Source organism: Hydrogenophaga sp. (assembly GCF_030373225.1).
Classification (GTDB): Bacteria; Pseudomonadota; Gammaproteobacteria; order Burkholderiales; family Burkholderiaceae_C; genus Hydrogenophaga.
In genome coordinates this window covers 1-25,694 of the sequence record NZ_JAUCZG010000023.1, presented here as the reverse complement: position 1 = coordinate 25,694, position 25,694 = coordinate 1, and the positions used below count along the sequence as shown (strand labels likewise).

Here is a 25,694-nt window from a genome sequence, read left to right as displayed (position 1 = left end):
TGTAAGTGCTTGCTTTTAATGCATTTTTAGCTCAAAAAGAGCTTCAGAATGTATCCTAAGTGGTTGATTTCATTGGGAAAGTTTTTCCTCCGCTGAGTTGCACGCTCTGGTTTTCCTGATAAAGTGGAAAAAAGTGCATTTAAGTGGTGAAAAGTGTTCTCCAAGGATTGATCGCGGTGTTTCAGGGTGCTTCTTCTCTCAGTCTCGACGCCAAGGGTCGGCTCTCGGTGCCAACCCGGCACCGTGACGCCCTGAGCGTGGGCGCGAGCCAGCTCACCATCACCAAACACCCCCACGGCTGCCTGATGATTTTCCCGCGCACCGCGTGGGAGCAGTTCCGCGATCGCATTGCGTCGCTGCCCATGCAGGCCCAGTGGTGGAAGCGCATCTTTCTGGGCAACGCCATGGACGTCGAGATGGACGGCACCGGCCGCGTGCTCGTTTCGCCCGAGCTGCGTGCTGGCGCCGGCATCAGCAAGGACGTGGTGCTGCTCGGCATGGGCGCCTATTTCGAACTGTGGGACGCCCAGGTCTACGCCGACCAGGAAGCTGAAGCCATGAAGGCCGACATGCCCGATGTCTTCAAGGACTTCTCTTTCTAAGGGCGATGGTGCAAGGCACATGGATTCACCAAACCGTCCTGTTGAACGAAGCCGTGACAGCGCTGGCGATCAACCCGGACGGCCACTACGTCGACGCCACCTTCGGTCGCGGCGGTCACTCGCGTCTCATCCTCGAGCAGTTGTCCCGTCAAGGGCGGCTGACTGTCTTCGACAAAGATCCGCAGGCGGTGCAGGCCGCACAGGTGCTGGCCGCCAACGATCCGCGCATCTCCATCCGTCACGAGGGCTTTGCCCATCTCGGCGAGCTGGGGGCGGCCAGTGTGGACGGGGTCCTCATGGACCTCGGCGTGAGTTCGCCGCAGATCGACGACCCCGAGAGGGGTTTTTCTTTTCGCCACGATGGTCCTCTGGACATGCGCATGGACACCACGCGCGGCCAGAGCGTGGCTCAGTGGCTGGAAACAGCCGATGTCTCAACCCTGTCGGAGGTCATCCGTGAATATGGCGAAGAACGGTTTGCTCAACCGATTGCAAAGGCGATTGATCGTCGCCGACAGGAACGGGGCCCTTTTCGAACCACCCGCGAGCTGGCCGAAGTCGTGGCTGGCGCGGTCAAAACCCGCGAGCCGGGCAAGGACCCTGCAACGCGCACATTTCAGGCTTTTCGGATTTTCATCAACGCCGAGCTTGAAGAGCTGCAACAAGCGCTAGCGGCGAGCCTGAACGTCTTGCGCCCCACGGGCCATCTGGTGGTGATCAGCTTCCATTCGCTCGAAGACCGCATGGTCAAGCAGTTCATGGCGCGCCATTCGCGCGCCGTGGTGGACCGCCGCGTGCCGTTTGCCGAGCCTGCGCCGATGGCGCTGCGCGGTTTGAAGCGGGTGATGCCCTCGGACGAGGAAGTCAAGGGCAACCCACGCTCGCGCAGCGCCGTGATGCGCGTGGCCGAGCGCACGGAGGCGGCAGCATGAGCGCAGCGCAAGACCGCCCCGGGCAAGCTCGCGCAACCTTGGGGGGCTGCGCAGTCCACGAAGTGGCCAGCGGGGGGGCGTTGCCATGATCAGGCTCAACCTCGTGCTGCTGCTGGGCGTGCTTGCCAGCGCGTTTTACCTGGTGCACACCCAGTACGAGTCGCGCCGGCTTTACGCCGCGCTGGACCGCACCCAGGCGCAGTCGCGCAAGCTTGACGCCGAGCACGAGCAATTGCAGGTTCAAAAGCGCGCGCAGGCCACGCCGGCCCGCGTGCAACAGCTGGCCACGCGCCAGTTGCAGATGCGCCCGGTCACCCCGGGTATCACGCAGTACGTGACCGTGTTCGAACCTGCTCCTGCGGCGGAGGGGTCGAAGTGACGCGCAGCATCAACTACAGCGCCAGCCCGCTGCTGGCCAGCAAGACACCGGTGTGGCGCAGCAAGTTCATCGTCGCGGCGCTGGCGATGGCGTTTGCGGGCCTGGCCGGGCGCGCTGCGTATGTGCAGGTGTTCGGGAACGACTTTTTCCAGCGCCAGGGCGAGGTGCGCTTTGCCCGCACGCTGGAGCTGCCGGCCAACCGGGGTCGGGTGCTCGACCGCAACGGCTTGATCCTGGCCTCCAGCGTGGTGGCGCAAAGCATCTGGGCGATCCCCGAAGACGTGGACCGCACCGACCCGAAGTTGCGCCAGCTGGCCAAGCTGCTGGAGATGCCGCTGGCCGACCTGCGCAAGCGCCTGGCGGTGGAAGACAAGACCTTCGTCTGGGTCAAGCGCCAGGTCGATGAACCGGTGGCCAGGGAGATCGCCGCGCTCGGCATCAAGGGCATCTACCAGCGCCGCGAGTACAAGCGCCAGTACCCCGAGGGCGAAGCGGCGGCGCACGTGGTCGGCTTCACCAATGTGGAAGACCGGGGCCAGGAGGGCGTGGAGCTGGCGTTCAACCAGCAGCTCTCGGGCAAGAACGGTTCGCGCCGTGTCATCAAGGACCGGCTCGGTCGTGTGGTGGAAGACGTTCGCGATGTGGTGCCGCCGGTCGATGGACCCGACCTTCAGCTCTCGATCGACAGCAAGGTCCAGTATTTCGCCTACCAGAAGCTCAAGGAAGCGGTGCAGACGCACAAGGCCCGTGCCGGCAGTGTGGTCGTGCTCGACACGCAGACGGGCGAGGTGCTCGCCCTGGCCAACTACCCCAGTTTCAACCCCAACCGGCGCGTGAACCTCAGTGGCGAGCAATTGCGCAACCGCGTGCTCACCGACAGTTTCGAGCCCGGCTCGACCATGAAGCCCTTCATTGCCGCGCTCGCGCTGGAGAAGGGGCTGGTCAAGCCCGGCACGCTGATCAACACGGCGCCGGGACGCATCATGATCGGTGGCTCCACCATCAGCGATTCGCACCCGAACGAGGTGCTGACCGTCGCCGAAGTCATCCAGAAGTCGAGCAACGTGGGCACCGTGAAGCTGGCGATGCAGATGAGCCCGCGCGAAATGTGGGAGAGCTATGCCCAGGCCGGCTTCGGACAGAAGCCGCAGCTGCCTTTCCCGGGCGCCGTGACGGGTCGCCTGCGACCCTACAAGACCTGGCGCCCGATCGAGCAGGCCACCATGAGCTACGGCTACGGCCTGTCGGCCTCGCTGTTCCAGCTCGCCCAGGCCTACACCGTCTTCGCGCGCGACGGTGAACTCATCCCGGTGACGCTGCAGAAGTCGGACGAGCCGGTCAACGGCGTGCGCGTGTTCAGCGAGAAGAATGCCGTGGCCGTGCGCGCCATGCTGCAGCTCGCCGCCGGCCCGGGCGGCACCGGCTCGCGCGCGCAGACCATGGGCTATTCGGTGGGCGGCAAGTCGGGCACCGCACGCAAGCAGGAAGGCAAGGGCTACGCCGACAAGAAGTACCGCAGCTTCTTCGTCGGGCTGGCGCCGGTGGAAGCACCGCGCATCGTGGTCGCGGTGATGGTGGATGAACCCGGCAACGGTCAGTACTACGGCGGCCTCGTGGCCGCGCCCGTGTTCAGCGAGACGGTGCAGCAGACCTTGCGCATCCTCGGTGTGCAGCCCGACATGAATGTGAAGCCGCAGATCGTCACCGAAGTGGTCGAGGAGTCGTTCTGATGCAGACGCTCCATCAGCCCCGGGACATCGCTGCGTGGCTGCGCTCGAGCGTGACCGGCGTGTTGCAGTGCGACAGCCGCCGTCTGCAGCCGGGCGACGGTTTTGTGGCCTGGCCTGGCGCGGCCTCCGACGGTCGCCGTTTCGTGGGCAGCGCGCTGGCGCAAGGTGCCGCCGCCGCCCTGGTCGAGCAGGCCGGCGTGCAGGCGTTTGCCCTGGACGATGCACGCGTGTGCGCGGTGCCCGGGCTCAAGGCGCTGGCCGGTGCGGTGGCCAGTGCCTATTGCGACGACCCGAGTCAGGCGCTCGACGTGCTGGCCATCACCGGCACCAATGGCAAGACATCGTGCGCCTGGTGGACGGCACAGCTGCTCTCCGTGTGCGCGCGGCCTTGCGCAGTGGTCGGCACCTTGGGCATGGGCCAGCCGGGCTCGGTGATGGTGCCCACCGGGCTCACCACACCCGACCCGGTGATGCTGCAGCAGCAACTGCGCTGCTTCGTCGACGAAGGCCTGAAGGCCTGTGCCATCGAAGCCTCCTCCATCGGCCTGGTCGAGGGGCGCCTGAATGCGACACAGGTGCGGGTGGCGGTGTTCACGAATTTCACCCAGGACCACCTCGACTTCCACGGCAGCATGGAGAACTACTGGGCCGCCAAGGACGCCTTGTTCGACTGGCCCGGCCTGGCCAGTGCGGTGGTCAACACCGACGATGCCCGTGGCCTCCAGCTGGCCGCGCGGCTGGATCGCCCGGGCCTGGACCTGTGGACCGTGGGTCTCGAATCGCCCGCACGCCTGAACGCCGTCGACATCGAGTTCACCCACGCCGGCATGGCCTGGAGCGTGGTCGAGCGGGACGCGCACGGTGTGGAACGCGAGCGTCATGCGCTGCAGGTGCCTCTGGTGGGTCGTTACAACGTGTCCAACCTGCTGTGCGTGATCGCCTCGGCCCGTGCACTGGGTGTGTCGCTGCAGCAGGCCGTGAAAGCCTGCAGCGCGCTCACGCCGGTGCCCGGTCGCATGGAGCAGGCCGAAGCCGCCACGCCCGACCAGCCGCTGGTGCTGGTCGACTACGCGCACAGCCCCGACGCACTGGAAAAGGCGCTCCATGCCCTGCAGCCGCTGGCGGCGCGGCGCGGCGGCGCGCTGTGGGTGGTGGTGGGCTGCGGTGGCGACCGCGATGCCGGCAAGCGCCCCCTGATGGCGGCGGTGGCCGAACGCGAAGCCGCCCGGACGGTGCTCACCAGCGACAACCCGCGCAGCGAAGACCCGGTCCATATCCTGGGCCAGATGGTCGCGGGCCTGACGAACCCCGGGGCGGCGCTGGTCGAACCCGACCGCGCGCAGGCCATCGCCCTGGTGGTGTCGCGTGCCGAGCCCGCCGACGTGGTGCTCATTGCCGGCAAGGGCCACGAGGCCTACCAGGACATCCAGGGCGTGAAGACGCCGTTCTCCGACCGGGTGCACGCGCGACAGGCGCTGGCCCGGCGCGCCGGATCGGGAGTGCACGCATGAAGACGCTCGCCCAGTTGCTCACCCGGCTCGACGGCGCCCGTCTGGTGGGTCAGCCCGACGTGGCGATCACCCGCGTGCACACCGACACGCGCAGCCTGCAGCCAGGGGACCTGTTCGTGGCGCTCAAGGGCGAACGCTTCGATGCGCACGACTTCCTGCCGCAGGCGGCGGCGCAAGGCGCCGTTGCCGCCATCGCCCACAGCGGCCTGGCCGACGCCGGTCTGCCGGGCGTGGAAGTGCCCGACACGCGCCGGGCGCTCGGTGAGCTCGCGCTCCTGTGGCGCCAGCAGTTCCAGCTGCCGCTGATCGCCGTGACCGGCAGCAACGGCAAGACCACGGTGACGCAGATGATCGCGGCCATCCTGCGCGCCGCGGTGGGCAACGCCGCCCATGCCACGCAGGGCAACTTCAACAACGACATCGGCGTGCCGCTCACGCTGCTGCGCCTGTGCGCCGCGCACCAGCTGTCGGTGGTCGAACTCGGCATGAACCACCCAGGCGAGATCGCCGAACTCGCCGCGCTCGCCCGGCCCACGGTGGCGCTGGTGAACAATGCGCAGCGCGAGCACCAGGAGTTCATGGCCACGGTGGAAGCGGTGGCGCTGGAAAACGGGCAGGTCATCCGGGCGCTGGCCGATGACGGTGTGGCGGTGTTCCCGTCCGACGACGCCTTCACGGCGCTCTGGCAGGGCCTCGCAGCGGGCCGCCGTGTCATGAGCTTCAGCGACACCGATCCCGCGGCCGATGTGGTGGCCCTCAAGACCGAATGGCAAGACGGCGCCTGGACGCTGTGCTTCGCCTCGCCCGCCGGCCAGGGCACGGTGCACCTGAAGATCGCCGGTCGCCACAACGTGCGCAATGCCCTGGCCGCCACGGCCTGTGCGCTGGCTGCAGGCGTGTCGATCGACGCCGTGGTGCGCGGGCTCGACGCTTTCGAACCGGTGGGCGGGCGCTCGCGCGCACTGGCCTTGCACCTCGATGGCCGCACGCTCACCCTGATCGACGACACCTACAACGCCAACCCCGACTCGGTGCGCGCAGCCATCGACGTGCTGGCCGAACTGCCGGGGCCGCGCCTGCTGGTGCTCGGCGACATGGGGGAGGTGGGCGAGCAGGGCCAGGCGTTCCACGAAGAGGTGTTGCGCCACGCACGCGATCGCGGCATCGAGGCCGTGCACGTGGCTGGCGACTGGATGCGCCAGGCCGCACCTGTGTGGCCCGCTGTGACCCACTGGAACGAAGTGCCCGCCATGGCTGGCGCGGTGTGCGCGGCCGTGATCGACGACCGCCCGGTGTTCCAGAGCGTGCTGGTCAAGGGCTCACGTTTCATGCGCACCGAGCGGGTGGTCAATGCCCTGCTGGCGCTCGACCCCGCACAGCACAACAACAAGAAGGACAACGCCCATGCTGCCTAGCCTGGCCCTCTGGCTGCAAGGCCTGTCGCCTGATTTCGGATTCCTGCGGGTGTTCCAGTACCTGACGTTTCGCGCCGTCATGGCCGCGCTCACCGCGCTGCTCATGGGGCTGGCCGCCGGCCCTTACTTCATCCGTCGGCTGGCGGCACTCAAGATCGGCCAACCGATCCGCGAATACGCGATGCAGACCCACATCAGCAAGGGTGGCACGCCCACCATGGGCGGTGTGCTGATCCTGTTTTCCATCGCTGTCTCCACCATCCTCTGGTTCGACCTGTCGAACCGCTTCGTCTGGATCGTTTTGCTGGTGACGCTGGGTTTCGGCGCCATCGGCTGGGTCGACGACTGGCGCAAGGTGGTGCACAAGGACCCCGAGGGCATGCGTTCGCGCGAGAAGTACCTCTGGCAATCGGTCATCGGACTGGTCGCCGCCTTCTACCTGGTGTTCAGCGTGTCCGAGACCAGCAACCTGCGCGTGCTGCAGTTGTTCTTTGCCTGGGTGTCGTCCGGCTTCACGGTCGACCTGCCGCCGCAGGCCGGGCTGCTGGTGCCGTTCTTCAAGGAGATCAGCTACCCGCTGGGCGTGTTCGGCTTCGTGGTGATGACCTACCTCGTCATCGTGGGTTCGAGCAACGCGGTCAACCTCACCGACGGCCTCGACGGCCTGGCCATCATGCCGGTGGTGATGGTGGGCTCTGCGCTGGGCGTTTTTGCCTACGCCACCGGCAATGCCGTGTTCGCGCGTTACCTGCTGCTGCCCCACATTCCCGGTGCGGGTGAACTGCTGATCTTCTGCGCCGCCATGGCCGGTGCGGGGCTGGCCTTCCTGTGGTTCAACACCCACCCGGCGCAGGTCTTCATGGGCGATGTCGGCGCACTCGCGCTCGGCGGCGCGCTGGGCACCATCGCGGTCATCGTGCGGCAGGAGATCGTGCTGGCCATCATGGGTGGCATCTTCGTGGTCGAGGCGCTGTCGGTGATGTTGCAGGTGACCTGGTTCAAGTACACCAAGCGCCGCTTCGGCACGGGTCGCCGGCTGTTCCAGATGGCACCGCTGCACCACCATTTCGAGAAAAAGGGCTGGAAGGAAACGCAGGTCGTGGTGCGTTTCTGGATCATCACCATGCTGTTGTGCCTGGTGGGTTTGTCCACCTTGAAATTGAGATGAAACACCCCCCGCGCCGCTTCGCGTCTCCCCCCTCTCTCGCCTTCGGCGGGAAGGGGGCGGCATCTCGGGCCGGCGAAGCCGGACCCTCGATGCTCCTGATTGAAGGCGCTCGACCATGAACGGGCAGGCTGTTCTCATCCTCGGTCTGGGCGCCTCCGGCCTGGCCATGGCGCGCTGGTGCGTGCGCCAGGGTGCGCGCGTGACCGTGGCCGACACCCGTGAGCAGCCGCCACAGCTGGCGGCCTTGCGCGCCGACTGCCCTGAAGCGACTTTCGTGAGTGGGGCGTTCGACGATGCCTTGATGGCGCGAGGCGAATGGACACTGATTGCACGCAGCCCGGGACTGGCTCCCGCTTCGCTGCAGACCGTGTTCGTGTGGGCCCGGACGCACCAGGTGGCCGTGCTCGGCGAACTGGGCTTGTTCGCCCGCGCGTTGATGACGCTGGCCGAGCGCGAGCGCCTGCCTTACCGCCCCCGGGTGCTGGCCATCACCGGCACCAATGGCAAGACCACCGTGACCGCGCTCACCACCCTGCTGCTGCAGCGTGCCGGCGTGAAGGTGGCGATGGCGGGCAACATCGGCCCGGCCCTGCTGGATGTGTTGTCTGCCGCGCTCGACGCCGAGGCCGAGGCCCAGCAGGCCGACGACGAACGCGCCGCCGCTGCACCGCTCGAGGCGCCGGCCCCGGCTGTCCCGGTGACGGGGGTCATCGACGATGCATCGGACTTGGTCGAGCCCGGAGACGACGAGGCCCTGCCTTCGCCGGGCGAGGCCGACGAAGACGGCGCCGTCATGCGGGTGCCGCCGCCCATCGAGCCGCCGCAGCCGGCCCACCTGCCACGCGTCTGGGTGCTCGAGCTCTCCAGCTTCCAGCTCGACGGTGCGGCCGGCAGCGACTGGGACGCCGTGCCCACCGCTGCCAGCGTGCTCAACATCACCGAAGACCACCTCGACTGGCACGGCAGCATGGCCGCCTACACGCAGGCCAAGGCGGCCGTGTTCGGCAGCCGTGCCCTGATGCTGCTCAACCGCGACGATCCGCAGGTCATGGCACTGCAGCCCGGCCTGGTCACGGTGAAGGTGGGCAACCGCAACCGCCAGCAGAGCGCCCGGCCGTGGGCCAGCTTCGGGCTGGATGCGCCCACGCGCGCCGGCGACTGGGGCATCGAAACGCTCAACGGCATGGCCTGGCTGGTGCGTGCGCTGGCGCTGGACGAAACGCGTTCGACAGGTCGCCGTGCCGCCGGGCCGTCCCAGGGCGCGGCAGTCCCTTCGGGGGGCAGCGCAGTGCGCGCAGCGGCCGGCGTGGGGGCTCCAGCACTTCACGACGAGGTCTATTTCCAACGGTTGATGCCTGTGGAGGCCTTGCGCATCCGCGGCCGGCACAACGCCGCCAACGCCCTGGCCGCGCTGGCGCTGGCCACCTCCACCGGCGCCGCGCTCGGCCCCATGCTGCACGGCCTGCGCGAGTACCGCGGCGAGCCGCACCGCGTGGAGCCCGTGGCCATCATCGACGAGGTCGAGTACTTCGACGACAGCAAGGGCACCAACGTGGGCGCCACGCTGGCGGCGGTCTGTGGCCTGGGCGCCGAGCGCCGCCTGGTGGTGATCCTGGGTGGCGACGGCAAGGGGCAGGACTTTGCGCCGCTGGCCGAACCGCTCGCGCGTTTTGCGCGCGCCGTGGTGTACATCGGTCGTGATGCGGCGCGCCTGCGCGCAGCGGTGGGCGGAGCCCTCGAAGCCGCCGAAGTGCGCCAGCTCGATGCCGGCACGCTGCCCGAGGCGGTGGCGCTGGCCGCGCAGCAGGCCCGCTCGGGCGACGCGGTGCTGATGTCGCCGGCCTGCGCCAGCCTGGACATGTTCGACAACTACGAACACCGGGCCCGCGTGTTCGTGGGCGCGGTCGCCGATCTGGCCGCCGAACAGGGCATGAGCCTGGAGGGCGGTCTGTGAAGAAAAAAGCCGTGCCCACCCTGACATGGCCGCAGCGCCTGCGCGAAGGCCTCGCGGCCCTGACGCCCAGACTGCCGGGCCGCGACCTGGCCGGCTCGCTGGCCGGCGGCGGCTCGCGCGACGGGCTGCCGGTGCGCCTGTCCAACCGGACCTACGCCGGCACGCGCAACGTGGCGGTGCGCGAACTCGGCTTCGACCAGCCGCTGCTCTGGGTGGTGGTGGCACTGCTGGCCTGGGGTCTGGTGATGGTGTATTCGGCCTCGATCGCACTGCCGGACAACCCGCGATTTGCCAACTACGCGCACACGCACTTCGTGATGCGCCACGCCATCTCCATGACCATCGGGCTGGTGGCGGCGATGGTCGCCTTCCAGTTTCCGATGCGCAGCTGGGAAAAGATGGCGCCCTGGATGTTCGCCGTGGCGCTGGTGCTGCTGGTGCTGGTGTTGTTTCCCTTCATCGGCAAGGGCGTCAACGGCGCCCGCCGCTGGATCTCGCTGGGCGTCATGAACTTTCAGCCCTCCGAGCTGGCCAAGCTGGCCGTGCTCTTGTACGCGGCCGACTACATGGTGCGCAAGATGGAGGTGAAGCAACGCTTCTTCCAGGCGGTCACGCCCATGGCGGCGGCGGTGGCGGTGGTGGGCATGCTGTTGCTGGCCGAGCCCGACATGGGCGCCTTCATGGTGATCGTGGTGATCGCCATGGGCATCCTCTTTCTCGGGGGTGTCAATGCGCGCATGTTCTTCCTGATCGCGGCGGTGGTGGTGGCGGCCTTCGCGCTGATGATCATGGCCAGCGACTGGCGCCGCGAACGCATCTTTGCCTACCTCGACCCCTGGAGCGTGGAACACGCGCTGGGCAAGGGCTACCAGCTCTCGCACTCACTGATCGCTTTTGGCCGTGGCGAAATCTTCGGCGTGGGTCTGGGTGGCAGCGTGGAAAAACTGCACTGGCTGCCCGAAGCCCACACCGACTTCCTGCTCGCCGTGATCGGCGAGGAATTCGGCCTGATCGGTGTGCTGGTGCTGATCGGCCTGTTCATGTGGCTCACGCGCCGCATCATGCACATCGGCCGCCAGGCCATCGCGCTCGACCAGGTGTTTGCCGGTCTGGTGGCGCAGGGCGTGGGCCTGTGGCTGGGCTTCCAGGCCTTCATCAACATCGGCGTGAACCTCGGTGCACTGCCCACCAAGGGCCTGACGCTGCCTTTGATGAGCTACGGCGGCTCGGCCATCCTGCTGAACCTGGTGGCGATTGCGATCGTGCTGCGGGTGGATTACGAAAACCGCCAGATGATGAAGGGTGGCCGGGCATGACCATCTGGCGGTTTGTTCAAAACAGCCAGCCAGGCGCGCAGCGTCCGGGGATGCGGCACGCATCCATGATGAAGGGTGGCCGGGCATGACCGCACCATGCGCACTCATCATGGCTGGCGGCACCGGCGGCCACATCTTTCCCGGCCTCGCCGTGGCCGAGGCCCTGCGCGAACGGGGTTGGCGCGTGCACTGGCTGGGCGCACCCGCCAGCATGGAAAGCCGGCTGGTCCCGCCGCGCGGCTTCGCGCTGGAGACCATCGACTTCGGTGGCGTGCGCGGCAAGGGCGTGGTCACGCTCGCCCTGTTGCCGCTGCGCCTGCTGCGCGCCTTCTGGCAAGCGTTGCAGGTGGTGCGCCGCGTCAGGCCCGACGTGGTGGTGGGCCTGGGTGGGTACATCAGTTTTCCTGGCGGCATGATGGGCGTGCTCGCGGGCAAACCGCTGGTGCTGCACGAACAGAACTCGGTGGCCGGCATGGCCAACAAGGTGCTGGCCGGCGTGGCCGACCGGGTGTTCACCGCGTTCCCGAATGTGTTGAAGAAGTCGCAGTGGGTGGGCAACCCGTTGCGTGCGCCGTTCCTGCACCAGCCCGCGCCAGCCGAGCGGTTTGCCACTCGCAGCGGCGTGCTTCGCCTGCTGGTGGTGGGTGGCAGTCTGGGTGCGAAGGCCCTCAACGACGTGGTGCCGCAGGCACTCGCTCTGATCCCCGAGCCCCAGCGCCCCGTGGTCATCCACCAGAGCGGTGAAAAGCAGATCGACGCGCTGCGCGCGAACTACCTGGCTGCCGGCGTGCACGCCGAACTCACGCCCTTCATCGACGACACGGCACAGGCCTTCGCCCATGCCGACCTCATCGTCTGCCGCAGCGGGGCCAGCACCGTGACCGAAATCGCCGCCGTGGGTGCGGCCGCGCTGTTCGTGCCGTTCCCGTCTGCGGTGGACGACCACCAGACCACCAACGCGCGATTTCTGGTGGACGCGGGCGCCGCCTGGCTGGTGCCGCAGAACGAACTCAGCCCGCAGCAACTGGCCCACCGCCTGCAAAGCGTGCAGCGCGAGCAACTGGCGGCGATGGCCGGCAAGGCCAAACAGATGCAGAAAACAGAAGCCGTGGCGGCCGTGGTGTCCGCCTGCGAGCAACTCGCGAAAGTCCAGCACCCATGAAACACGCCATCCGTCACATCCACTTTGTCGGCATCGGGGGAGCGGGCATGAACGGCATCGCCGAGGTGCTGCTCAACCAGGGCTACCGCATCTCCGGCAGCGACCTGGGCGAGAGCACGGTCACGCGCCGTCTGGTGGCGCTCGGCGCCGAGGTGTTCATCGGCCACGACGCCGCCCACATCGAAGGGGCCGACGCCATCGTCACGTCGACGGCGGTGAAGGAGGACAACCCCGAGGTGGTGGCCGCCCATGCCAGGCTGGTGCCGGTGGTGCCGCGCGCGGTGATGCTGGCCGAGCTGATGCGCATGAAGAAGGGCGTGGCGATTGCCGGCACGCACGGCAAGACCACCACCACCAGCCTCGTGGCCAGCGTGCTGGCCGCGGCCGATCTCGATCCGACCTACGTGATCGGCGGGCGCCTGAACAGCGCGGGTGTGAACGCCGCGCTGGGCTCGGGTGAGTACATCGTGGTCGAGGCCGACGAATCGGACGCCTCGTTCCTGAACCTGTTGCCGGTGCTGTCGGTCGTGACCAACATCGATGCCGACCACATGGACACCTACGGCCACGACTTCGGGCGGCTCAAGGCCGCCTTCGTGGAGTTTCTGCACCGCATGCCTTTTTACGGTGCGGCCGTGGTCTGTGTGGACGATGCCGCGATCCGCGAGATCCTTCCGCTGATCGCGCGTCCCATCACCAGCTACGGATTCTCCGAGGACGCGCAGGTGCGTGCCGTCAATGTGCGCGCGGTCGGCACGCAGATGCACTTCACCGTGCAGCGGCGCAACGGCGTGGAGCTGCCCGACCTCGACGTCGTGCTCAATCTGCCGGGAGAGCACAACGTGCTCAATGCACTGGCCGCCATCGGCATTGCGGTGGAGCTCGGAGTGGACGACGCGGCGGTGGTGCAGGCGCTCGCCGATTTCAAGGGTGTGGGCCGGCGCTTCCAGCGATACGGCGAGGCCGCGCTGCCCCACGGTGGCCATTGCACGGTGGTGGACGACTACGGCCACCACCCGGTGGAGATGGCGGCCACGCTGGCCGCTGCACGCGGCGCCTACCCTGGCCGCCGCCTGGTGCTGGCCTTCCAGCCGCACCGCTACACCCGCACGCGCGATTGCTTCGAGGACTTCGTGAAGGTGATCAACCACGCCGATGCGGTGCTGCTGGCCGAGGTGTACGCCGCGGGGGAGAGCCCGATCGTGGCGGCCGACGGCCGCTCGCTGGCCCGCGCGCTGCGCGTGGCCGGCAAGCTCGAACCGGTGTTCGTGGACGACATCAACGCGATGCCGCAGGCCGTGCTGGACAACGCGCAGGACGGCGACGTGATCCTGTGCATGGGCGCAGGCACCGTGGGCGCCGTGGCCGCTCGGGTGATCGAACTGGCACAGGGAGTGAGTCAATGAGCCCCCACGCTCCACCGCTGCGCGGGTCGCTGCCCCCCGAGGGGGCGGAGCCGGCTTGGGGCGGCCCGGCGCCGGCTCACATGAACACAAAACAAAGGACAACGCAGTGATCGATGTGAAAGCGCTGGGCAAGGTGGCGGTCTTGATGGGCGGGCGTTCGGCCGAGCGCGAGGTCTCGATGATGTCGGGCAGCGGCGTGCTGGCGGCACTGAAGTCCAAGGGGGTCGATGCGCACCCCTTCGACCCGGCCGAGCGTGGCCTGGACGAGCTCAGGCGCGAAGGCTTCGAGCGCTGCTTCATCGCGCTGCACGGCCGCTTCGGTGAAGACGGCACGGTGCAGGGCGCACTCGAACTGCTGGGCATTCCCTACACCGGCCCCGGCGTGATGGCATCCAGCGTGGCCATGGACAAGCTCATGACCAAGCGCATCTGGCTCGCCGAAGGTCTGGCCACGCCGGCCTGGCGCCAGGTGCACAGCGCCGCGCAGACCGTGGATGCCTACCGCGCCCTGGGCTCGCCCATGATCGTCAAGCCGGTCCGCGAAGGCTCGACGATCGGACTGACCAAGGTGACGAGCGAAGCGCAGTGCGCTGCCGCCTACGAGCTCGCCGCCAGGCAGGACCCGCTCGTCATGTGTGAGCAGTTCATCGCCGGCGACGAGGTGACCTGCCCGGTGCTGGGCACCGGTGAGGACGCCCGCGCGCTGCCGGTGATCCGCATCGTCGCACCCGACGGCAACTACGACTACCAGAACAAGTACTTCACCGACGACACGCAGTACCTGGTGCCCTGTGGTCTGCCCGACGGTGAAGAGGCGGTGATCCAGGCGCTGGTGCTCAAGGCATTCCGCACCCTGGACTGCCGCGGCTGGGCACGCGCCGACGTGATGATCGACGCCAAGACCCGCGCGCCGTACCTGCTGGAGATCAACACCTCGCCCGGCATGACCGGCCACTCGCTGGTGCCGATGTCGGCGCGTGCGACCGGACTGTCGTACGAAGACCTGTGCCTGGCCGTGCTGGCCGGCGCAGCCCTGGACAACCCGGCCTGACCTGCCCACCCTCCCATGGCCACCACTCCCTTGCCACTGGACGTCAAGCTCATGACAGCGCTCACGCAAGCGCTGCTCGTGCTGTTTGTCGCGCTGTGCCTGGGCGCGCTGGGGACCTGGCTGGTGCGCCATCCGGTCTGGACCGTCAAGGCCATCACGGTGCAGGGTGACGTGGTGCACCAGAACGCGGTGAGCTTTCGCGCCCAGCTGGCCACGCAGATGAAGTCGCGCCTCTCGAGCAGCTTCCTCACGGTGGATCTGCAGCAGGTGCGCGAACTGTTCGAAGCGGTGCCCTGGGTGCGCCAGGCGGTGGTGCAGCGCGAGTTTCCCAACCGCTTGCGCGTGACCCTGCAGGAGCACCAGGCCGTGGCGTGGTGGGGTGAGTCTGGCTCGGGCCGGCTGGTGAGCGAACTCGGCGAGGTCTTTGAAGCCAGCCCCGACGACAGCGACAACCTGCCCGAACTGGCCGGGCCGGCCGAACAGTCGGCCCAGGTGTGGACCGTGTACCAGCTGCTGCTGGCCGAACTGGCCCCGCTCGAACTCGGCCTCGAGCGGCTCGAACTCAACGAACGCGGCAGCTGGCGAGCCCGGCTGGACAACGGCGCGCTGGTCGAACTCGGGCGCGGCACGCCCGACGAACTGGTGGCGCGCGCGCGCCGCTTCAGCGCCACCCTGTCCCAGCTCACCGAGCGTTATGCCGGCGCGCTGCAGTCGGTGGACCTGCGCTATCCCAACGGTTACGCCCTGCGCCTGCGCGGCGTGACCACCGTCACCGACATCGCCCCCAACGCAACGCAACCCACACGGTAATCAAGAAGCAATCATGGCCAAGGAATACAAGGATTTGGTGGTCGGACTCGACATCGGAACCGCCAAGATCATGGTGGTGGTCGCCGAGGTCCAGCCCAACGGCGAGCTCAAGCTCGCAGGCCTGGGCGTGGCCGCCAGCCACGGCCTCAAGCGCGGCGTGGTGGTCAACATCGACGCCACCGTGCAGAGCATCCAGCAGGCCTTGAAAGAGGCCGAGCTGATGGCCGACTGCCGCATCGCCCGCGTCTACACCGGCATCACCGGCAGCCACATCCGCGGCATCAACTCCAGCGGCATGGTGGCCATCAAGGACCGCGAAGTCAGTGCCACCGACGTGGCGCGCGTGATCGAGACGGCCAAGGCCATCAACATCTCGACCGACCAGCGCCTGCTGCTGGTGGAGCCCCAGGAGTTCGTGATCGACGGCCAGGAAGTGAAGGAGCCGATCGGCATGAGCGGCATCCGCCTGGAGGCCAAGGTGCACATCGTGACCGGCGCACAAAGTGCTGCGGAAAACATCATCAAGTGTGTGCGCCGCTGCGGCCTGGAGGTGGACCAGCTCATGCTCAACCCGCTGGCCAGCAGCCAGGCGGTGCTGACCGACGACGAAAAGGAACTCGGCGTCGCCCTGGTCGACATCGGCGCGGGCACGACCGATGTGGCGATCTTCTCGGGCGGGGCCATCCGCCACACCGCGGTGATCCCGATCGCCGGTGACCTGATCACCAGCGACATCGCCATGGCGCTGCGCACGCCCACCAAGGACGCCGAGGACATCAAGGTCGAGAGCGGTTGCGCCAAGCAGTTGCTGGCCGATCCGGACACCCAGGTGGAGGTGCCCGGCCTGGGCGACCGCGCACCGCGCATGCTCAGCCGCCAGGCGCTCGCCGGCGTGATCGAGCCGCGGGTGGAAGAAATCTTTTCGCTGGTCCAGCAGGTGCTGCGCGACTCGGGTCACGAGGAAATGTTGTCCTCGGGCATCGTGCTCACTGGCGGCAGCGCCGTCATGCCCGGCATGGTCGAGCTCGGCGAGGACATTTTCCTCAAGCCGGTGCGCCGTGGCATTCCGAACTACGCCAGCGCCCTGTCCGACATGGTGGCGCAGACGCGCGCAGCCACGGTGATGGGCTTGCTCGAAGAAGCGCGCCTGGCGCGTGTGCGCGGGCACAAGGTGTCGCAGAAAGCAGGCTCCGTGCAAGGTGCATGGGAGCGCATGAAAAACTGGTTCGTGGGGACGTTCTGATGAAACATCCGATACCCCCCCGCCGAGCGGCACGCGACCCCCTCAAGGGAGCGACACCGGCGGCCTGGCAGAGCCAGTTTCGCGGTGTCCCATGGTTGGACCCGGGCATTCGATGGCGACGACGAGGACGGTGTGCCGAACACACCGGACCGCCTGGATGACCCCGACCCGAATCCGAGACGTTTTTGAATCACCAGCGCCCCCCAGCGGGCACACAAGGAGCAGACCATGAGCATCGAAATGATTGAAGTCGAAGAATTCAACCTGGGCACCCAGATCAAGGTGATCGGCGTGGGCGGCGGCGGCGGCAACGCGGTCGAACACATGATCGCGCGCAGCGTGCAGGGCGTGGAGTTCATCTGCGCCAACACCGATGCGCAGTCGCTCTCGCGCAGCGCAGCCCACAAGACCATCCAGCTCGGCACCACCGGCCTGGGCGCCGGCAGCAAACCCGACAAGGGCCGCGACGCTGCCGAAGTGGCGGTGGACTCGATCCGCGAAGCCATCGCAGGCGCCCACATGCTGTTCATCACCGCCGGCATGGGCGGCGGCACCGGCACCGGTGCGGCGCCCGTGATCGCGCGCGTGGCCAAGGAGATGGGCATCCTCACCGTGGGCGTGGTCACCAAGCCGTTCGACTGGGAAGGTGGCCGTCGCATGACCAATGCCGACCACGGTCTGGCCGAACTCGAGGCCAACGTGGACTCGCTGATCGTGGTGCTCAACGAAAAGCTGCTCGAAGTGCTGGGTGACGATGTGACGCAGGACGAGGCCTTTGCCCACGCCAACGATGTGCTGAAAAACGCCGTGGGGGGCATCGCCGAGATCATCAACGAGTACGGCAATGTGAACGTCGACTTCGAAGACGTGCGCACCGTGATGGGTGAGCCCGGCAAGGCCATGATGGGCACGGCCGTGGCCGCCGGTCCCGACCGTGCACGCATCGCCGCCGAGCAGGCCGTGGCCTGCCCGCTGCTGGAAGGCATCGACCTCTCGGGCGCCAAGGGCGTGCTGGTGCTGGTCACCGCGGCCAAGGGCTCGCTCAAGCTGTCCGAATCCAAGCTCGCGATGAACACCATCCGCGCCTATGCCTCGTCGGAAGCGCATGTGATCTACGGTGCGGCCTACGACGACAGCCTGGGTGACGAGATGCGCGTGACCGTGGTGGCCACCGGCCTGTCGCGCCAGGGCGTGCGCCGCACCGCCCCGCCGCTGCAGGTGCTGCGCACCGGCACCGACAACGTGCCGTTCAACGTGCCCACCGTCAACGCCGCTGTCGGTGGCCCGGGCGCTTCCCAGCCCGACTACAACTCCATGGCCGTGCCCAGCGTGTGGCGCACCAACCGCACCCAGGCCGCGGCCAAGGTGGACGCATTGGCGTCGGGCGGCATGGACGACTTCGAGATCCCCGCCTTCCTGCGCAAGCAGGCGGATTGAGGGGCCCCCCCTGCGCGCCTGACGGCGCTTCCCCCCCCGAGGGGGGGACGGAGCCTGCGGTCTGGCGAAGCCAGTCCCGCGGCTCCCCTGGGATGAAGTCACGTCCTCCGGCGTTCGTGTCTTGTTTCAGGGATGCCGTGGAACCGGCTTTGCCGGGCCACAGGCATCGTCCCCCCTCAGGGGGGAAGCGGCGCAGCCGCGCAGGGGGGAACTAAAATGTTTTTATGCTCGCGCAACGCACCCTCAAATCCCTGACCAAAGCGGTGGGTGTCGGTCTGCACAGCGGTCAGCGGGTGGAGCTCACCTTGCGCCCGGCCCCGCCCGACACCGGCATCGTGTTCCGGCGCGTGGATCTGCCCGAGCCGGTGGAGATTGCGGTCAATGCCCTGGCCGTGACCGACACGCGGCTGGCCTCCACCATTTCCAATGGCAACGTCAAGGTGCACACCATCGAGCACCTGATGAGCGCCTGCGCCGGCCTGGGCCTGGACAACCTCTGCGTCGACATCACCGCAGAAGAAGTGCCCATCCTCGATGGCTCTTCGGCCTCGTTCGTGTACCTGCTGCAAAGCGCCGGCATCGTCATGCAGAAGGTGCCCAAGCGCTTCATTCGTGTCACCAGGCCTGTGGAAGTGCGTGAAGGCGAGGGCAGGAACGTGAAGTGGGCGCGACTCGACCCGTTTCATGGCTACAAGCTCGCCTTCGAGATCGAGTTCGACCACCCGGCCGTGAACTCCACCGGCCAGCGCGTGGAGTTCGACTTCGGTGGCGGCCAGTACGCCCGCGAGATCGCGCGTGCACGCACCTTCGGTTTCACCAAGGACGTGGAAGCGATGCGCTCGCACGGCCTGGCGCTCGGTGGCGGACTGGACAATGCCATCGTGATGGACGACGTGAAGGTGCTCAACGCCGACGGCCTCCGGTACCAGGACGAGTTCGTCAAGCACAAGATCCTCGATGCCATGGGCGACCTGTACATCGTGGGCAAACCGCTGCTGGCCGCCTACAGCGCGTTTCGCAGCGGCCACGCGATGAACAACCAGCTGCTGCGCGCCCTGCTGGAGCGCACCGACGCCTGGGAGATCGTGAGCTTCGAGCAGGAGCGGGATGCCCCGGCCGGCTTCACCCAGCTCGCGCCGGCCTGGTGACCTGACCCATGCTGCTGTTTCGCTGGACCGTCCTGTTGTTGCTGATCGCCGCCGGTGTGTGTTTTGCGTTCTACGTCGGCACCGGTCAGGCCCACTTCCGCACCTGGGGCGTGGTCATCCTGAAGTGGACGGTGATCGCTGCACTGGGATTTTTTGCGGTGCTGGTGCTCGAACGCCTGCTCTGAACCCCTGACGCACGAACCTCAGGCGGGCTCGCCTGTCCCTGCCGGGCGCAGCGCGCGGGCGCCGGCCAACGGTGCCCAGTCCACCGGCCCTGCCCGACGCCCCGTGCTCAGTAGATCCTGCCGGCCTTGTAAGAGGCGCTGGAGCGTGCCTGCAACGGCGACACCTGGTTGATCGCCTGCAGGGTGCGGCTGACTTGTGCGTGCGTGATCGCCAGCCCCAGCGCGTCGGCCGCGTCCTTGCCCGGCAGGCCGGGCAGTTTCAACAGGCGCCTGACCATCTCCTGCACCTGCGGCTTGGCGGCCTTGCCGTAGCCGACCACCGCTTTCTTGAGTTGCAGCGCGGTGTACTCGGCCACCGGCAGGTGGTTGGCTACCAGGGCGGTAAGGCAGGCGCCGCGCGCCTGGCCCAGCAGCAGGGTGGCTTGCGGGTTGACGTTGACGAACACGATCTCGCACGCCGAGACCTCGGGCTGGTAGCGCGCCACCACCTCGGTGATGCCGTCGAACAGGATCTTCAGCCGCGCGGGCAGCAGCGCGCCGTCCTTCGGACTGGTCTGGATGGTGCCGCTGGCCACGTAGTGCAGGTTCGCGCCATCGGTGTCGATCACGCCGAAGCCGGTGCACTGAAGGCCGGGGTCGATGCCGAGAATTCTCATAGGTCGAAGGTCCAGCGCACCGAGTGGAAGAACACCGGCGCGGCGAAACACAGCGCGTCCACGCGGTCGAGCAGGCCGCTGGCGCCTGTGGTGGAGCGGCCCGCAGAGCCCCAGTGGGTCACGCCGCGGTCGCGCTTGATGGCTTTCATGACCAGGTGGCCCAGCGACCCGGCCACACAGGCCACCAGCGCCATGGCAAGAGCCGGCAGTGGATTGAAGGGGGTGAGGCCGGCGAGCAGCGCACCGAGCAGGCCGCCGGCCGCCAGGCCCATGGCCCAGCTGCGCCAGTGAAAACTCCCGCTGATGGCGGGCGCCACCGGCGTGCCCAGGCGGCGTGCGGCCAGGTGCTGCACCAGCATGCAGGTCTGCACCACCAGCACCAGAAAGAACACCAGGAAGGCGGTGCGGCCGGCGAAGCCGGGAAAGTTCAGCAACAGCAAGGCGGGCACATGGCTCATGCCGTAGACGCAGACCATGATGCCCCACTGCAGCTTGGCGTTGCGCTCCAGGAACCGCTGTGGGTCGTTGCCCAGCGCACTGACCACGGGAATGGCGAGGAACACATACACCGGGATGAACACGGTGAAGAGGTTGAAGTGTTCGTTCCAGACCAGCGCATATTGCAGTGGCAGCACGACAAAGAAGGCCAGCACCAGGCTGCGGTGGTCGCCGCGCCGAGTGGGCGAGAGGCTGATGAATTCGCGCAGGATGAAAAAGGACACGAAGCCGAACAGCACGATGGCCACCCCTTCGCCCATGGCCCAGCCGATCCAGAACACCAGCGCCATGCCCCACGAGCTGCGCAGCAGCGCCTGGTTGTCACGCAGTCTCAGTGCGCGTTCGCCGGATTCGTCTTCACCGGCACGCCGTTCACGCACCGAGAGCAGCACGCTCAGGCCGCTGGCAATGAACAGCAGGCCGAACAGCAGCACGAACAACAGGCTGACCTGTTGTTCGCCGGTGAGGCTGCGCAGGAAGGAGCCCATCAGACCGCCCGCCGGGCCGCCCCAAGGGCGGTCTGTGCCCCCCTGGGGGGCAGCGAGGTCACGAAGTGACGAAGATGGGGGCTCATGTTCAGACCGCCCGCCGGGCCGCCCCAAGGGCGGTCTGTGCCCCCCTGGGGGGCAGCGAGGTCACGAAGTGACGAGGGTGGGGGCTCATGTTTCAGACTTCCCTCAGCGCCATGACGGCTTCGCGAGCGCGTTTCAAAAAGTCGGCGCGGGGTTCCTCGGCCCCGAGCGCCACCGGTTCACCAAAGGTCACCGAACACAGCACCGGCACCGGCACCACTTCGCCCTTGGGCATCACGCGCTGCACGTTGTGGATCCAGGCCGGCACCAGCACCACGCCGGGAAAACGCCGGGCCAGGTTGTACAGGCCCGACTTGAAGGGCTGCGGATCTTCCTCAAAGCCGCGCGTGCCTTCGGGAAACAGGATCAGCGAGTCGCCGCTCTCGAGTGCGTTGATCAGCGGCTGCAGCGGATCTTCGTCACCCTTGCGCTCGCGCTCCACGTAGACCGCATTGAAGACCTCGGTGGTGATCCAGCGCTTGAAGTTCGATGCCGTCCAGTAGTCCCTGGCGGCGATCGGGCGCGTGATGCTGCGCAGCTCTTGCGGCAGCGCGGCCCAGATCAGCACCAGGTCGGCGTGGCTCTGGTGGTTGGCGAAGTAGATGCGTTGTTCGGCCTTGGGCGGGCAGCCGTGCCAGCGCGCCTGCGCACCGGTGAGCAGACGCACCAGGGCGAGCAGGAACACGCTCATGGCGCTGGCGCGAATGTTCATGGAATGCGCACATCACCCATGCGGGCGACGATGGTGCCGGTGCGCCGCGCCAGGTAGGCCGATCCCTGGCGCGTTTCGAAGAACTTGGGCGAGGGCAGCATCACCGCCAGTCGCGCGGCCTCCGAGGCGCTGAGCTTGCTGGCGGGTTTCCTGAAGTAGCGCTGAGCGGCGGCCTCGGCGCCGAACACGCCCTCGCCCCATTCCACGCTGTTGAGGTAGATCTCGAGGATGCGCTCCTTGCTCAGCAGCGCCTCCAGCGCCAGCGCCAGCACGAGTTCCTGGCCCTTGCGCAGAAACTGCCGTTCGCCAGAGAGCAGCAGGTTCTTGGCCAGTTGCTGGGTGATGGTGGAGCCGCCGACGACCTTGGGTTCGCGCACCGGCCTGTCGGGCCGGGCGGCGGCGCGCTTGTCGGCCTGCTGCTGGCGCTTTTCGTTCTTCTGCCACGCGGTCTCGATGGCATCCCAGTCGACCCCGCCGTGCTCCAGGAAACCCGCGTCCTCCGAGGCGATCACCGCGCGCTTGAGGTTCGGGCTGATCTGGTCGCCCGCCACCCATTGATGGGACCAGCGCCAGCGCTTGTCGGTGGTCGTGCTTTCCTTGCCGACGCGCCAGGCCTCCGAGCGCATGAAGGCGGTGCTGGTCGGGTCGATCACCACCATGGCAGCGATGCGCAGGACAAAGAACAGTTGCAGCGCCACCCCGGCCAGGACGATCCACAACAACCAGCGCCCGAACGACCTCATCTACTGGCCAGACAACTGCGTCTGCAGCGTCTCGTCACGCGTGAAGCGGAAACGCGAGACCACCACGATCTGGTCGGCCTGGCGGCGCATGGCATCGTTGAACTGGCCGAAGGCCAGGCTGCGCACGATGGCCTGGGCGCGACGATCGAGCAGGTTGTTGCCCGATGTCTGCACGATCTCGGTGTCGAGCACGCCACCGGTGTGGTTGACCGTGATGATCATGGTGAGCTCGCCGTAGAGCTTGCGCCCTGCGGCCTCGGGGAAGTTGGTGGTGCCGCGGTCTTCGATCTTGCGACGCAGTTCGTCGTAGTAGATCGCGTACACCGCCTCGCGGGTGGCCGGGCTGATGTAGCGCTTCTTCGGCCGTGCGCTTTCCTCGTTGATGCGCCGCTCGATCTCGGCCAGGATCTTCACCAGGGCCTTGCGCTTTTCTTCCCGCTCCACCATCTCTCGGCTCGGGTTCACGGCCTCTGTGTCGGGCGCCGGCATCCTGGCAAGTTCGCGCCGCACCTGCGCCAGCAACTGGTTCTGCTGTTCGCGCAGTGCCTCGATCCGGCGTTCGTCTTCTTCCGGTGTGTCACCCACCCGGGCCACCGTGGTGGGTGGCAGCGGCGAGGTGGATCGGCCGCGCACCGCATCACCGCCGCCCGCCAGCGATGCCTGCGCGATGGCGGTGGCCTTTTCCGGCTTCTCGTTGCTGCGCGCGTTCACCAGGATCACCTCGAGGGGTGTGTCCTGGAACGCCCGGTTGAAACCTTCGGGGTTGACGAAGCGCACAGTGAGCACGGCGGCGTGCAGCGCGATGGAGATGCCCAGCGCCAGCTGCAGCGTGCTCAGGCCTTTCAGGAACGCGAGGAAGGTGGTCTTCACGCCGTGATTATGGTTGTGGCCGGTGTCTTCAGGCCGAATGGCCCGCCGGGTCGGTGTCCCCGGGCGGCTGGGCGGCTGCGGTGCTTTCGGCCTCGTCGACATCGATGGCCAGCGCCAGCGGCGCGGACAGTTCCTCGTCTTCCCCGTCCTCGCCCGCACTGTCGTCCACCGCCTCGTCCACCGGCAGGTCCAGCCGCTCGATCACGGTGCCGTGCACGTCGAGCGTGATGTCGTCGATCTCACCGAGCCGGATGCGAACGTGCGCGCCACGCGGCAGGCCCTCGGCGCCCATCACGGGCAACACCAGCGGCAGCGCATCGGCGCGCACCAGGTTGTCCTTCACCAGGGTGGCGGTGAATTCGGTGGTGCCGCTTTGCTGCAAGTGCTTGAGCGTCCAGTACCGTTCCATGCCGTTCTGGAATCCGTTGTAGGCGGTGTAGGCGGCGTCGAAGGCGCTGATGATGGAGAACAGGTTGGCGTCCTTGGGCTTGAAGGGCGCCGCCAGTGCCGCTGTCTTGCCATGGCGCGCGCAGGCAATGATCTGCCACTGGTTGACCATGTCCACATAACGGCGCAGGGGCGAGGTGCTCCAGGCGTAACTTTTGACGCCGATGCCGGCGTGTGGCTGGGCCTTGGTGCCCATGCGCACCTTCACACCCGGCGCCATGCTGACCTGGCTGCGGTAGATGCCGGGCACGCCGCAGTCGTTGAGCCAGTTGCCCCAGGTGCTGTTGGCCAGGATCATGGCCTCGGCCACCATCAGGTCGAGCGGGGCGCCGCGCTGGCGCGTGCCGATCACCACCACCTCGTCGCCCACCGGTTCGTCTCCGGTCTTGCCTTCCAGGCGGAAGGTGTAGTCGGGCCGGGTGAAGTTCTCGGGCTTGCCGCGCACCACCTCGCGCCGGGCCTTGAGGTGTCGTGCCAGCGTGAAGATGAAGGACAGCGTGGGTTGCAGCGCAGCGATCTCGGGCGCGGCGTTGTCGGCCGGGGCATCGCCCGCGAGCCAGGCTTCGGTGATCACGGTGTCGAGCTGGTCGTGGCGCAGGTTGAGCGCAATCGGCACGCGCTCCAGCGCCGTGCGGGTGTCGGTGACGGCCAGCGTGGCCTCCTCAAAGGTCACGTACAGCGAGACCGCCGGGCAGTCGCGTCCGGCCATCAAGGTGTAGGCCTGCACCACCTCGTCGGGCAGCATGGTGATCTTGTGGCCAGGCATGTAGACGGTGGACAGGCGGTGGCGCGCCACCTGGTCGATGGCGCTGTCGGGGGCGATCGCCAGACCCGGTGCGGCGATGTGGATGCCCAGCGTGACCGAACCACTGCCCAGGCCCTGCAGCGAGAGCGCGTCGTCGATTTCGGTGGTGTGCGAGTCGTCGATGGAGAACGCCTGCACCGCGGCCAGCGGCAACTCGTCGGTGATCACCGGCGCCTGCAGCGCGGGGAAGCCGGTTCCCTTGGGGAACTGGTCGAACAGGAAACGCTGCCAGTGGAACTGGTAGGCGCTGCGGATCGCGCCCGCGTTTTGCAGCAGGGTGAGCGGTGCGGTGTGGCTGTTGCGCGCGGCCTCGACCACGGCCTTGTACTCGGGTGCGTTCTTGTCGGGCTTGAAGAGGATCTTGTAGAGCTGTTGCAACACCGGCTCGGGGCAGCTGCCGCTGGCCAGCTCGGCCGCCCAGGCCTCGATCTGCGCCTGCACCTGCTTCTTTTTCTCGATGCCGGCCAGCGCCTGGGCCAGGATGTCGGCCGGCGCCTTCTTGTAGCGGCCCTTGCCGGCGCGGCGAAAGTAGTGCGGTGCGCCTTGCAGGCACAGCAGGGCCGCCACCTGCTCGGCGGTGCCGGCGCTGCTGCTGAAATACTCGCGCGCCAGGTCGGCAAAGCCGAACTCGTCTTCGGGTGCGAATTCGTAGGCCAGGGCCAGGTCCATCTCGTTGGACAGCGCGGTGGCGGCGCTCATCAAGGCGGCGGGGGCGGGTTTTTCAAACCGCAGCAGCGCGTTGACCGCCTTGACCTTCACGCGCTTGCCGGAATCGAGCTCGACTTGCAGGGAACTTTCAGCCTCGGACAGGAGGCGGCCGGTCAACAACTTGCCGGCTTCGTCAAACAGAATGTGCATGGGCGGGATTGTCCCATGGGCTGGATCTGTTGCCCCCACGCTCCACCGCTGCGCGGGTCGCTGCCCCCCGAGGGGGCTGGGCCT

The 25,694-nt window shown here is 67.5% G+C and carries 23 protein-coding genes; 17 read left to right on the top strand and 6 right to left on the bottom strand.

Annotated features, from left to right (window positions below; genetic code table 11):
• Positions 1-176: 176 nt before the first annotated feature.
• From mraZ to QUV35_RS13195, 17 genes are all read left to right on the top strand, one after another.
• A complete protein-coding gene (mraZ, locus tag QUV35_RS13275; RefSeq protein WP_300874865.1) occupies positions 177-602 on the top strand; it encodes a division/cell wall cluster transcriptional repressor MraZ in 426 nt (141 codons plus the stop codon).
• Between the two features lie 5 nt (positions 603-607).
• Positions 608-1,534, top strand: a complete 927-nt coding sequence (gene rsmH, locus QUV35_RS13270; RefSeq protein ID WP_300874762.1) for a 16S rRNA (cytosine(1402)-N(4))-methyltransferase RsmH — start codon at positions 608-610, stop codon at positions 1,532-1,534.
• Positions 1,535-1,619: 85 nt separating this feature from the next.
• The gene (gene ftsL, locus QUV35_RS13265; RefSeq protein WP_300874760.1) at positions 1,620-1,913 is read left to right on the top strand and encodes a cell division protein FtsL; all 294 of its coding nucleotides are present in this window, start codon (positions 1,620-1,622) and stop codon (positions 1,911-1,913) included.
• Positions 1,910-3,643: a penicillin-binding protein 2 gene (locus QUV35_RS13260; protein WP_300874758.1), complete on the top strand. Its 1,734-nt coding sequence runs from the start codon at positions 1,910-1,912 to the stop codon at positions 3,641-3,643. The genes ftsL and QUV35_RS13260 overlap by 4 nt, the downstream gene beginning before the upstream one ends.
• Entirely contained in the window at positions 3,643-5,154 is a 1,512-nt protein-coding gene (locus QUV35_RS13255) for a UDP-N-acetylmuramoyl-L-alanyl-D-glutamate--2,6-diaminopimelate ligase (RefSeq protein ID WP_300874756.1), read from the top strand. Before QUV35_RS13260 ends, QUV35_RS13255 begins: the two co-directional genes overlap by 1 nt.
• Entirely contained in the window at positions 5,151-6,569 is a 1,419-nt protein-coding gene (gene murF / locus QUV35_RS13250) for a UDP-N-acetylmuramoyl-tripeptide--D-alanyl-D-alanine ligase (protein WP_300874753.1), read from the top strand. Before QUV35_RS13255 ends, murF begins: the two co-directional genes overlap by 4 nt.
• On the top strand, positions 6,559-7,737 hold the full coding sequence (gene mraY / locus QUV35_RS13245) for a phospho-N-acetylmuramoyl-pentapeptide-transferase (protein WP_300874751.1): 1,179 nt from the start codon (positions 6,559-6,561) through the stop codon (positions 7,735-7,737). Before murF ends, mraY begins: the two co-directional genes overlap by 11 nt.
• A 115-nt stretch (positions 7,738-7,852) precedes the next feature.
• On the top strand, positions 7,853-9,691 hold the full coding sequence (murD, locus tag QUV35_RS13240; protein WP_300874749.1) for a UDP-N-acetylmuramoyl-L-alanine--D-glutamate ligase: 1,839 nt from the start codon (positions 7,853-7,855) through the stop codon (positions 9,689-9,691).
• Between the two features lie 125 nt (positions 9,692-9,816).
• Positions 9,817-11,007, top strand: a complete 1,191-nt coding sequence (ftsW, locus tag QUV35_RS13235; protein WP_300874862.1) for a putative lipid II flippase FtsW — start codon at positions 9,817-9,819, stop codon at positions 11,005-11,007.
• Positions 11,008-11,092: 85 nt separating this feature from the next.
• Positions 11,093-12,169: an undecaprenyldiphospho-muramoylpentapeptide beta-N-acetylglucosaminyltransferase gene (gene murG, locus QUV35_RS13230; RefSeq protein WP_300874747.1), complete on the top strand. Its 1,077-nt coding sequence runs from the start codon at positions 11,093-11,095 to the stop codon at positions 12,167-12,169.
• Positions 12,166-13,575, top strand: a complete 1,410-nt coding sequence (gene murC, locus QUV35_RS13225; RefSeq protein WP_300874745.1) for a UDP-N-acetylmuramate--L-alanine ligase — start codon at positions 12,166-12,168, stop codon at positions 13,573-13,575. The genes murG and murC overlap by 4 nt, the downstream gene beginning before the upstream one ends.
• A gap of 106 nt (positions 13,576-13,681) precedes the next feature.
• Positions 13,682-14,626 carry a D-alanine--D-alanine ligase gene (locus QUV35_RS13220; RefSeq protein WP_300874743.1) on the top strand — a complete coding sequence of 315 codons (945 nt, stop codon included), beginning with the start codon at positions 13,682-13,684 and terminating at the stop codon, positions 14,624-14,626.
• Between the two features lie 15 nt (positions 14,627-14,641).
• Positions 14,642-15,436, top strand: coding sequence for a cell division protein FtsQ/DivIB (locus QUV35_RS13215; protein ID WP_300874741.1), 795 nt, complete (start codon positions 14,642-14,644; stop codon positions 15,434-15,436).
• Positions 15,437-15,449: 13 nt separating this feature from the next.
• Complete coding sequence (gene ftsA, locus QUV35_RS13210) at positions 15,450-16,679, top strand: cell division protein FtsA (RefSeq protein WP_300874739.1); 1,230 nt, start codon at positions 15,450-15,452, stop codon at positions 16,677-16,679.
• Between the two features lie 228 nt (positions 16,680-16,907).
• A complete protein-coding gene (gene ftsZ / locus QUV35_RS13205) occupies positions 16,908-18,116 on the top strand; it encodes a cell division protein FtsZ (RefSeq protein ID WP_300874737.1) in 1,209 nt (402 codons plus the stop codon).
• Between the two features lie 224 nt (positions 18,117-18,340).
• Positions 18,341-19,264, top strand: coding sequence for a UDP-3-O-acyl-N-acetylglucosamine deacetylase (lpxC, locus tag QUV35_RS13200; protein WP_300874735.1), 924 nt, complete (start codon positions 18,341-18,343; stop codon positions 19,262-19,264).
• A gap of 8 nt (positions 19,265-19,272) precedes the next feature.
• The gene (locus QUV35_RS13195; protein WP_300874733.1) at positions 19,273-19,449 is read left to right on the top strand and encodes a hypothetical protein; all 177 of its coding nucleotides are present in this window, start codon (positions 19,273-19,275) and stop codon (positions 19,447-19,449) included.
• A gap of 107 nt (positions 19,450-19,556) precedes the next feature.
• Here QUV35_RS13195 and ruvC read toward each other — a convergent pair whose 3' ends face one another.
• The 6 genes from ruvC to QUV35_RS13165 form a co-directional block, all read right to left on the bottom strand.
• Positions 19,557-20,105, bottom strand: coding sequence for a crossover junction endodeoxyribonuclease RuvC (gene ruvC / locus QUV35_RS13190; protein WP_300874731.1), 549 nt, complete (start codon positions 20,103-20,105; stop codon positions 19,557-19,559).
• Positions 20,102-21,091, bottom strand: a complete 990-nt coding sequence (locus tag QUV35_RS13185) for a phosphatidate cytidylyltransferase (protein ID WP_300874729.1) — start codon at positions 21,089-21,091, stop codon at positions 20,102-20,104. The genes ruvC and QUV35_RS13185 overlap by 4 nt, the downstream gene beginning before the upstream one ends.
• Before the next feature lie 178 nt (positions 21,092-21,269).
• Positions 21,270-21,887 carry a lysophospholipid acyltransferase family protein gene (locus QUV35_RS13180; protein ID WP_300874727.1) on the bottom strand — a complete coding sequence of 206 codons (618 nt, stop codon included), beginning with the start codon at positions 21,885-21,887 and terminating at the stop codon, positions 21,270-21,272.
• Entirely contained in the window at positions 21,884-22,630 is a 747-nt protein-coding gene (mtgA, locus tag QUV35_RS13175; RefSeq protein ID WP_300874725.1) for a monofunctional biosynthetic peptidoglycan transglycosylase, read from the bottom strand. The genes QUV35_RS13180 and mtgA overlap by 4 nt, the downstream gene beginning before the upstream one ends.
• Positions 22,631-23,500 carry an energy transducer TonB gene (locus QUV35_RS13170; RefSeq protein ID WP_300874723.1) on the bottom strand — a complete coding sequence of 290 codons (870 nt, stop codon included), beginning with the start codon at positions 23,498-23,500 and terminating at the stop codon, positions 22,631-22,633. It lies immediately after the preceding gene.
• Positions 23,501-23,528: 28 nt separating this feature from the next.
• A complete protein-coding gene (locus tag QUV35_RS13165) occupies positions 23,529-25,610 on the bottom strand; it encodes a ribonuclease catalytic domain-containing protein (protein WP_300874721.1) in 2,082 nt (693 codons plus the stop codon).
• Between the last annotated feature and the right edge of the window lie 84 nt (positions 25,611-25,694).

What these genes read in the sequence shown, in the direction of transcription:
- murG (WP_300874747.1), top strand. Translation starts at nt 11,093, where the DNA reads ATGACCGCACCATGCGCACTCATCATGGCTGGCGGCACCGGCGGCCAC.
- mtgA (WP_300874725.1), bottom strand. Translation starts at nt 22,630, where the DNA reads ATGAGGTCGTTCGGGCGCTGGTTGTTGTGGATCGTCCTGGCCGGGGTG.
- QUV35_RS13255 (WP_300874756.1), top strand. Translation starts at nt 3,643, where the DNA reads ATGCAGACGCTCCATCAGCCCCGGGACATCGCTGCGTGGCTGCGCTCG.
- rsmH (WP_300874762.1), top strand. Translation starts at nt 608, where the DNA reads ATGGTGCAAGGCACATGGATTCACCAAACCGTCCTGTTGAACGAAGCC.
- ftsZ (WP_300874737.1), top strand. Translation starts at nt 16,908, where the DNA reads ATGAGCATCGAAATGATTGAAGTCGAAGAATTCAACCTGGGCACCCAG.
- ruvC (WP_300874731.1), bottom strand. Translation starts at nt 20,105, where the DNA reads ATGAGAATTCTCGGCATCGACCCCGGCCTTCAGTGCACCGGCTTCGGC.
- mraY (WP_300874751.1), top strand. Translation starts at nt 6,559, where the DNA reads ATGCTGCCTAGCCTGGCCCTCTGGCTGCAAGGCCTGTCGCCTGATTTC.
- murD (WP_300874749.1), top strand. Translation starts at nt 7,853, where the DNA reads ATGAACGGGCAGGCTGTTCTCATCCTCGGTCTGGGCGCCTCCGGCCTG.
- QUV35_RS13185 (WP_300874729.1), bottom strand. Translation starts at nt 21,091, where the DNA reads ATGGGCTCCTTCCTGCGCAGCCTCACCGGCGAACAACAGGTCAGCCTG.
- ftsA (WP_300874739.1), top strand. Translation starts at nt 15,450, where the DNA reads ATGGCCAAGGAATACAAGGATTTGGTGGTCGGACTCGACATCGGAACC.
- QUV35_RS13165 (WP_300874721.1), bottom strand. Translation starts at nt 25,610, where the DNA reads ATGCACATTCTGTTTGACGAAGCCGGCAAGTTGTTGACCGGCCGCCTC.
- QUV35_RS13180 (WP_300874727.1), bottom strand. Translation starts at nt 21,887, where the DNA reads ATGAACATTCGCGCCAGCGCCATGAGCGTGTTCCTGCTCGCCCTGGTG.
- QUV35_RS13215 (WP_300874741.1), top strand. Translation starts at nt 14,642, where the DNA reads ATGGCCACCACTCCCTTGCCACTGGACGTCAAGCTCATGACAGCGCTC.
- QUV35_RS13195 (WP_300874733.1), top strand. Translation starts at nt 19,273, where the DNA reads ATGCTGCTGTTTCGCTGGACCGTCCTGTTGTTGCTGATCGCCGCCGGT.
- murF (WP_300874753.1), top strand. Translation starts at nt 5,151, where the DNA reads ATGAAGACGCTCGCCCAGTTGCTCACCCGGCTCGACGGCGCCCGTCTG.
- murC (WP_300874745.1), top strand. Translation starts at nt 12,166, where the DNA reads ATGAAACACGCCATCCGTCACATCCACTTTGTCGGCATCGGGGGAGCG.
- lpxC (WP_300874735.1), top strand. Translation starts at nt 18,341, where the DNA reads ATGCTCGCGCAACGCACCCTCAAATCCCTGACCAAAGCGGTGGGTGTC.
- ftsL (WP_300874760.1), top strand. Translation starts at nt 1,620, where the DNA reads ATGATCAGGCTCAACCTCGTGCTGCTGCTGGGCGTGCTTGCCAGCGCG.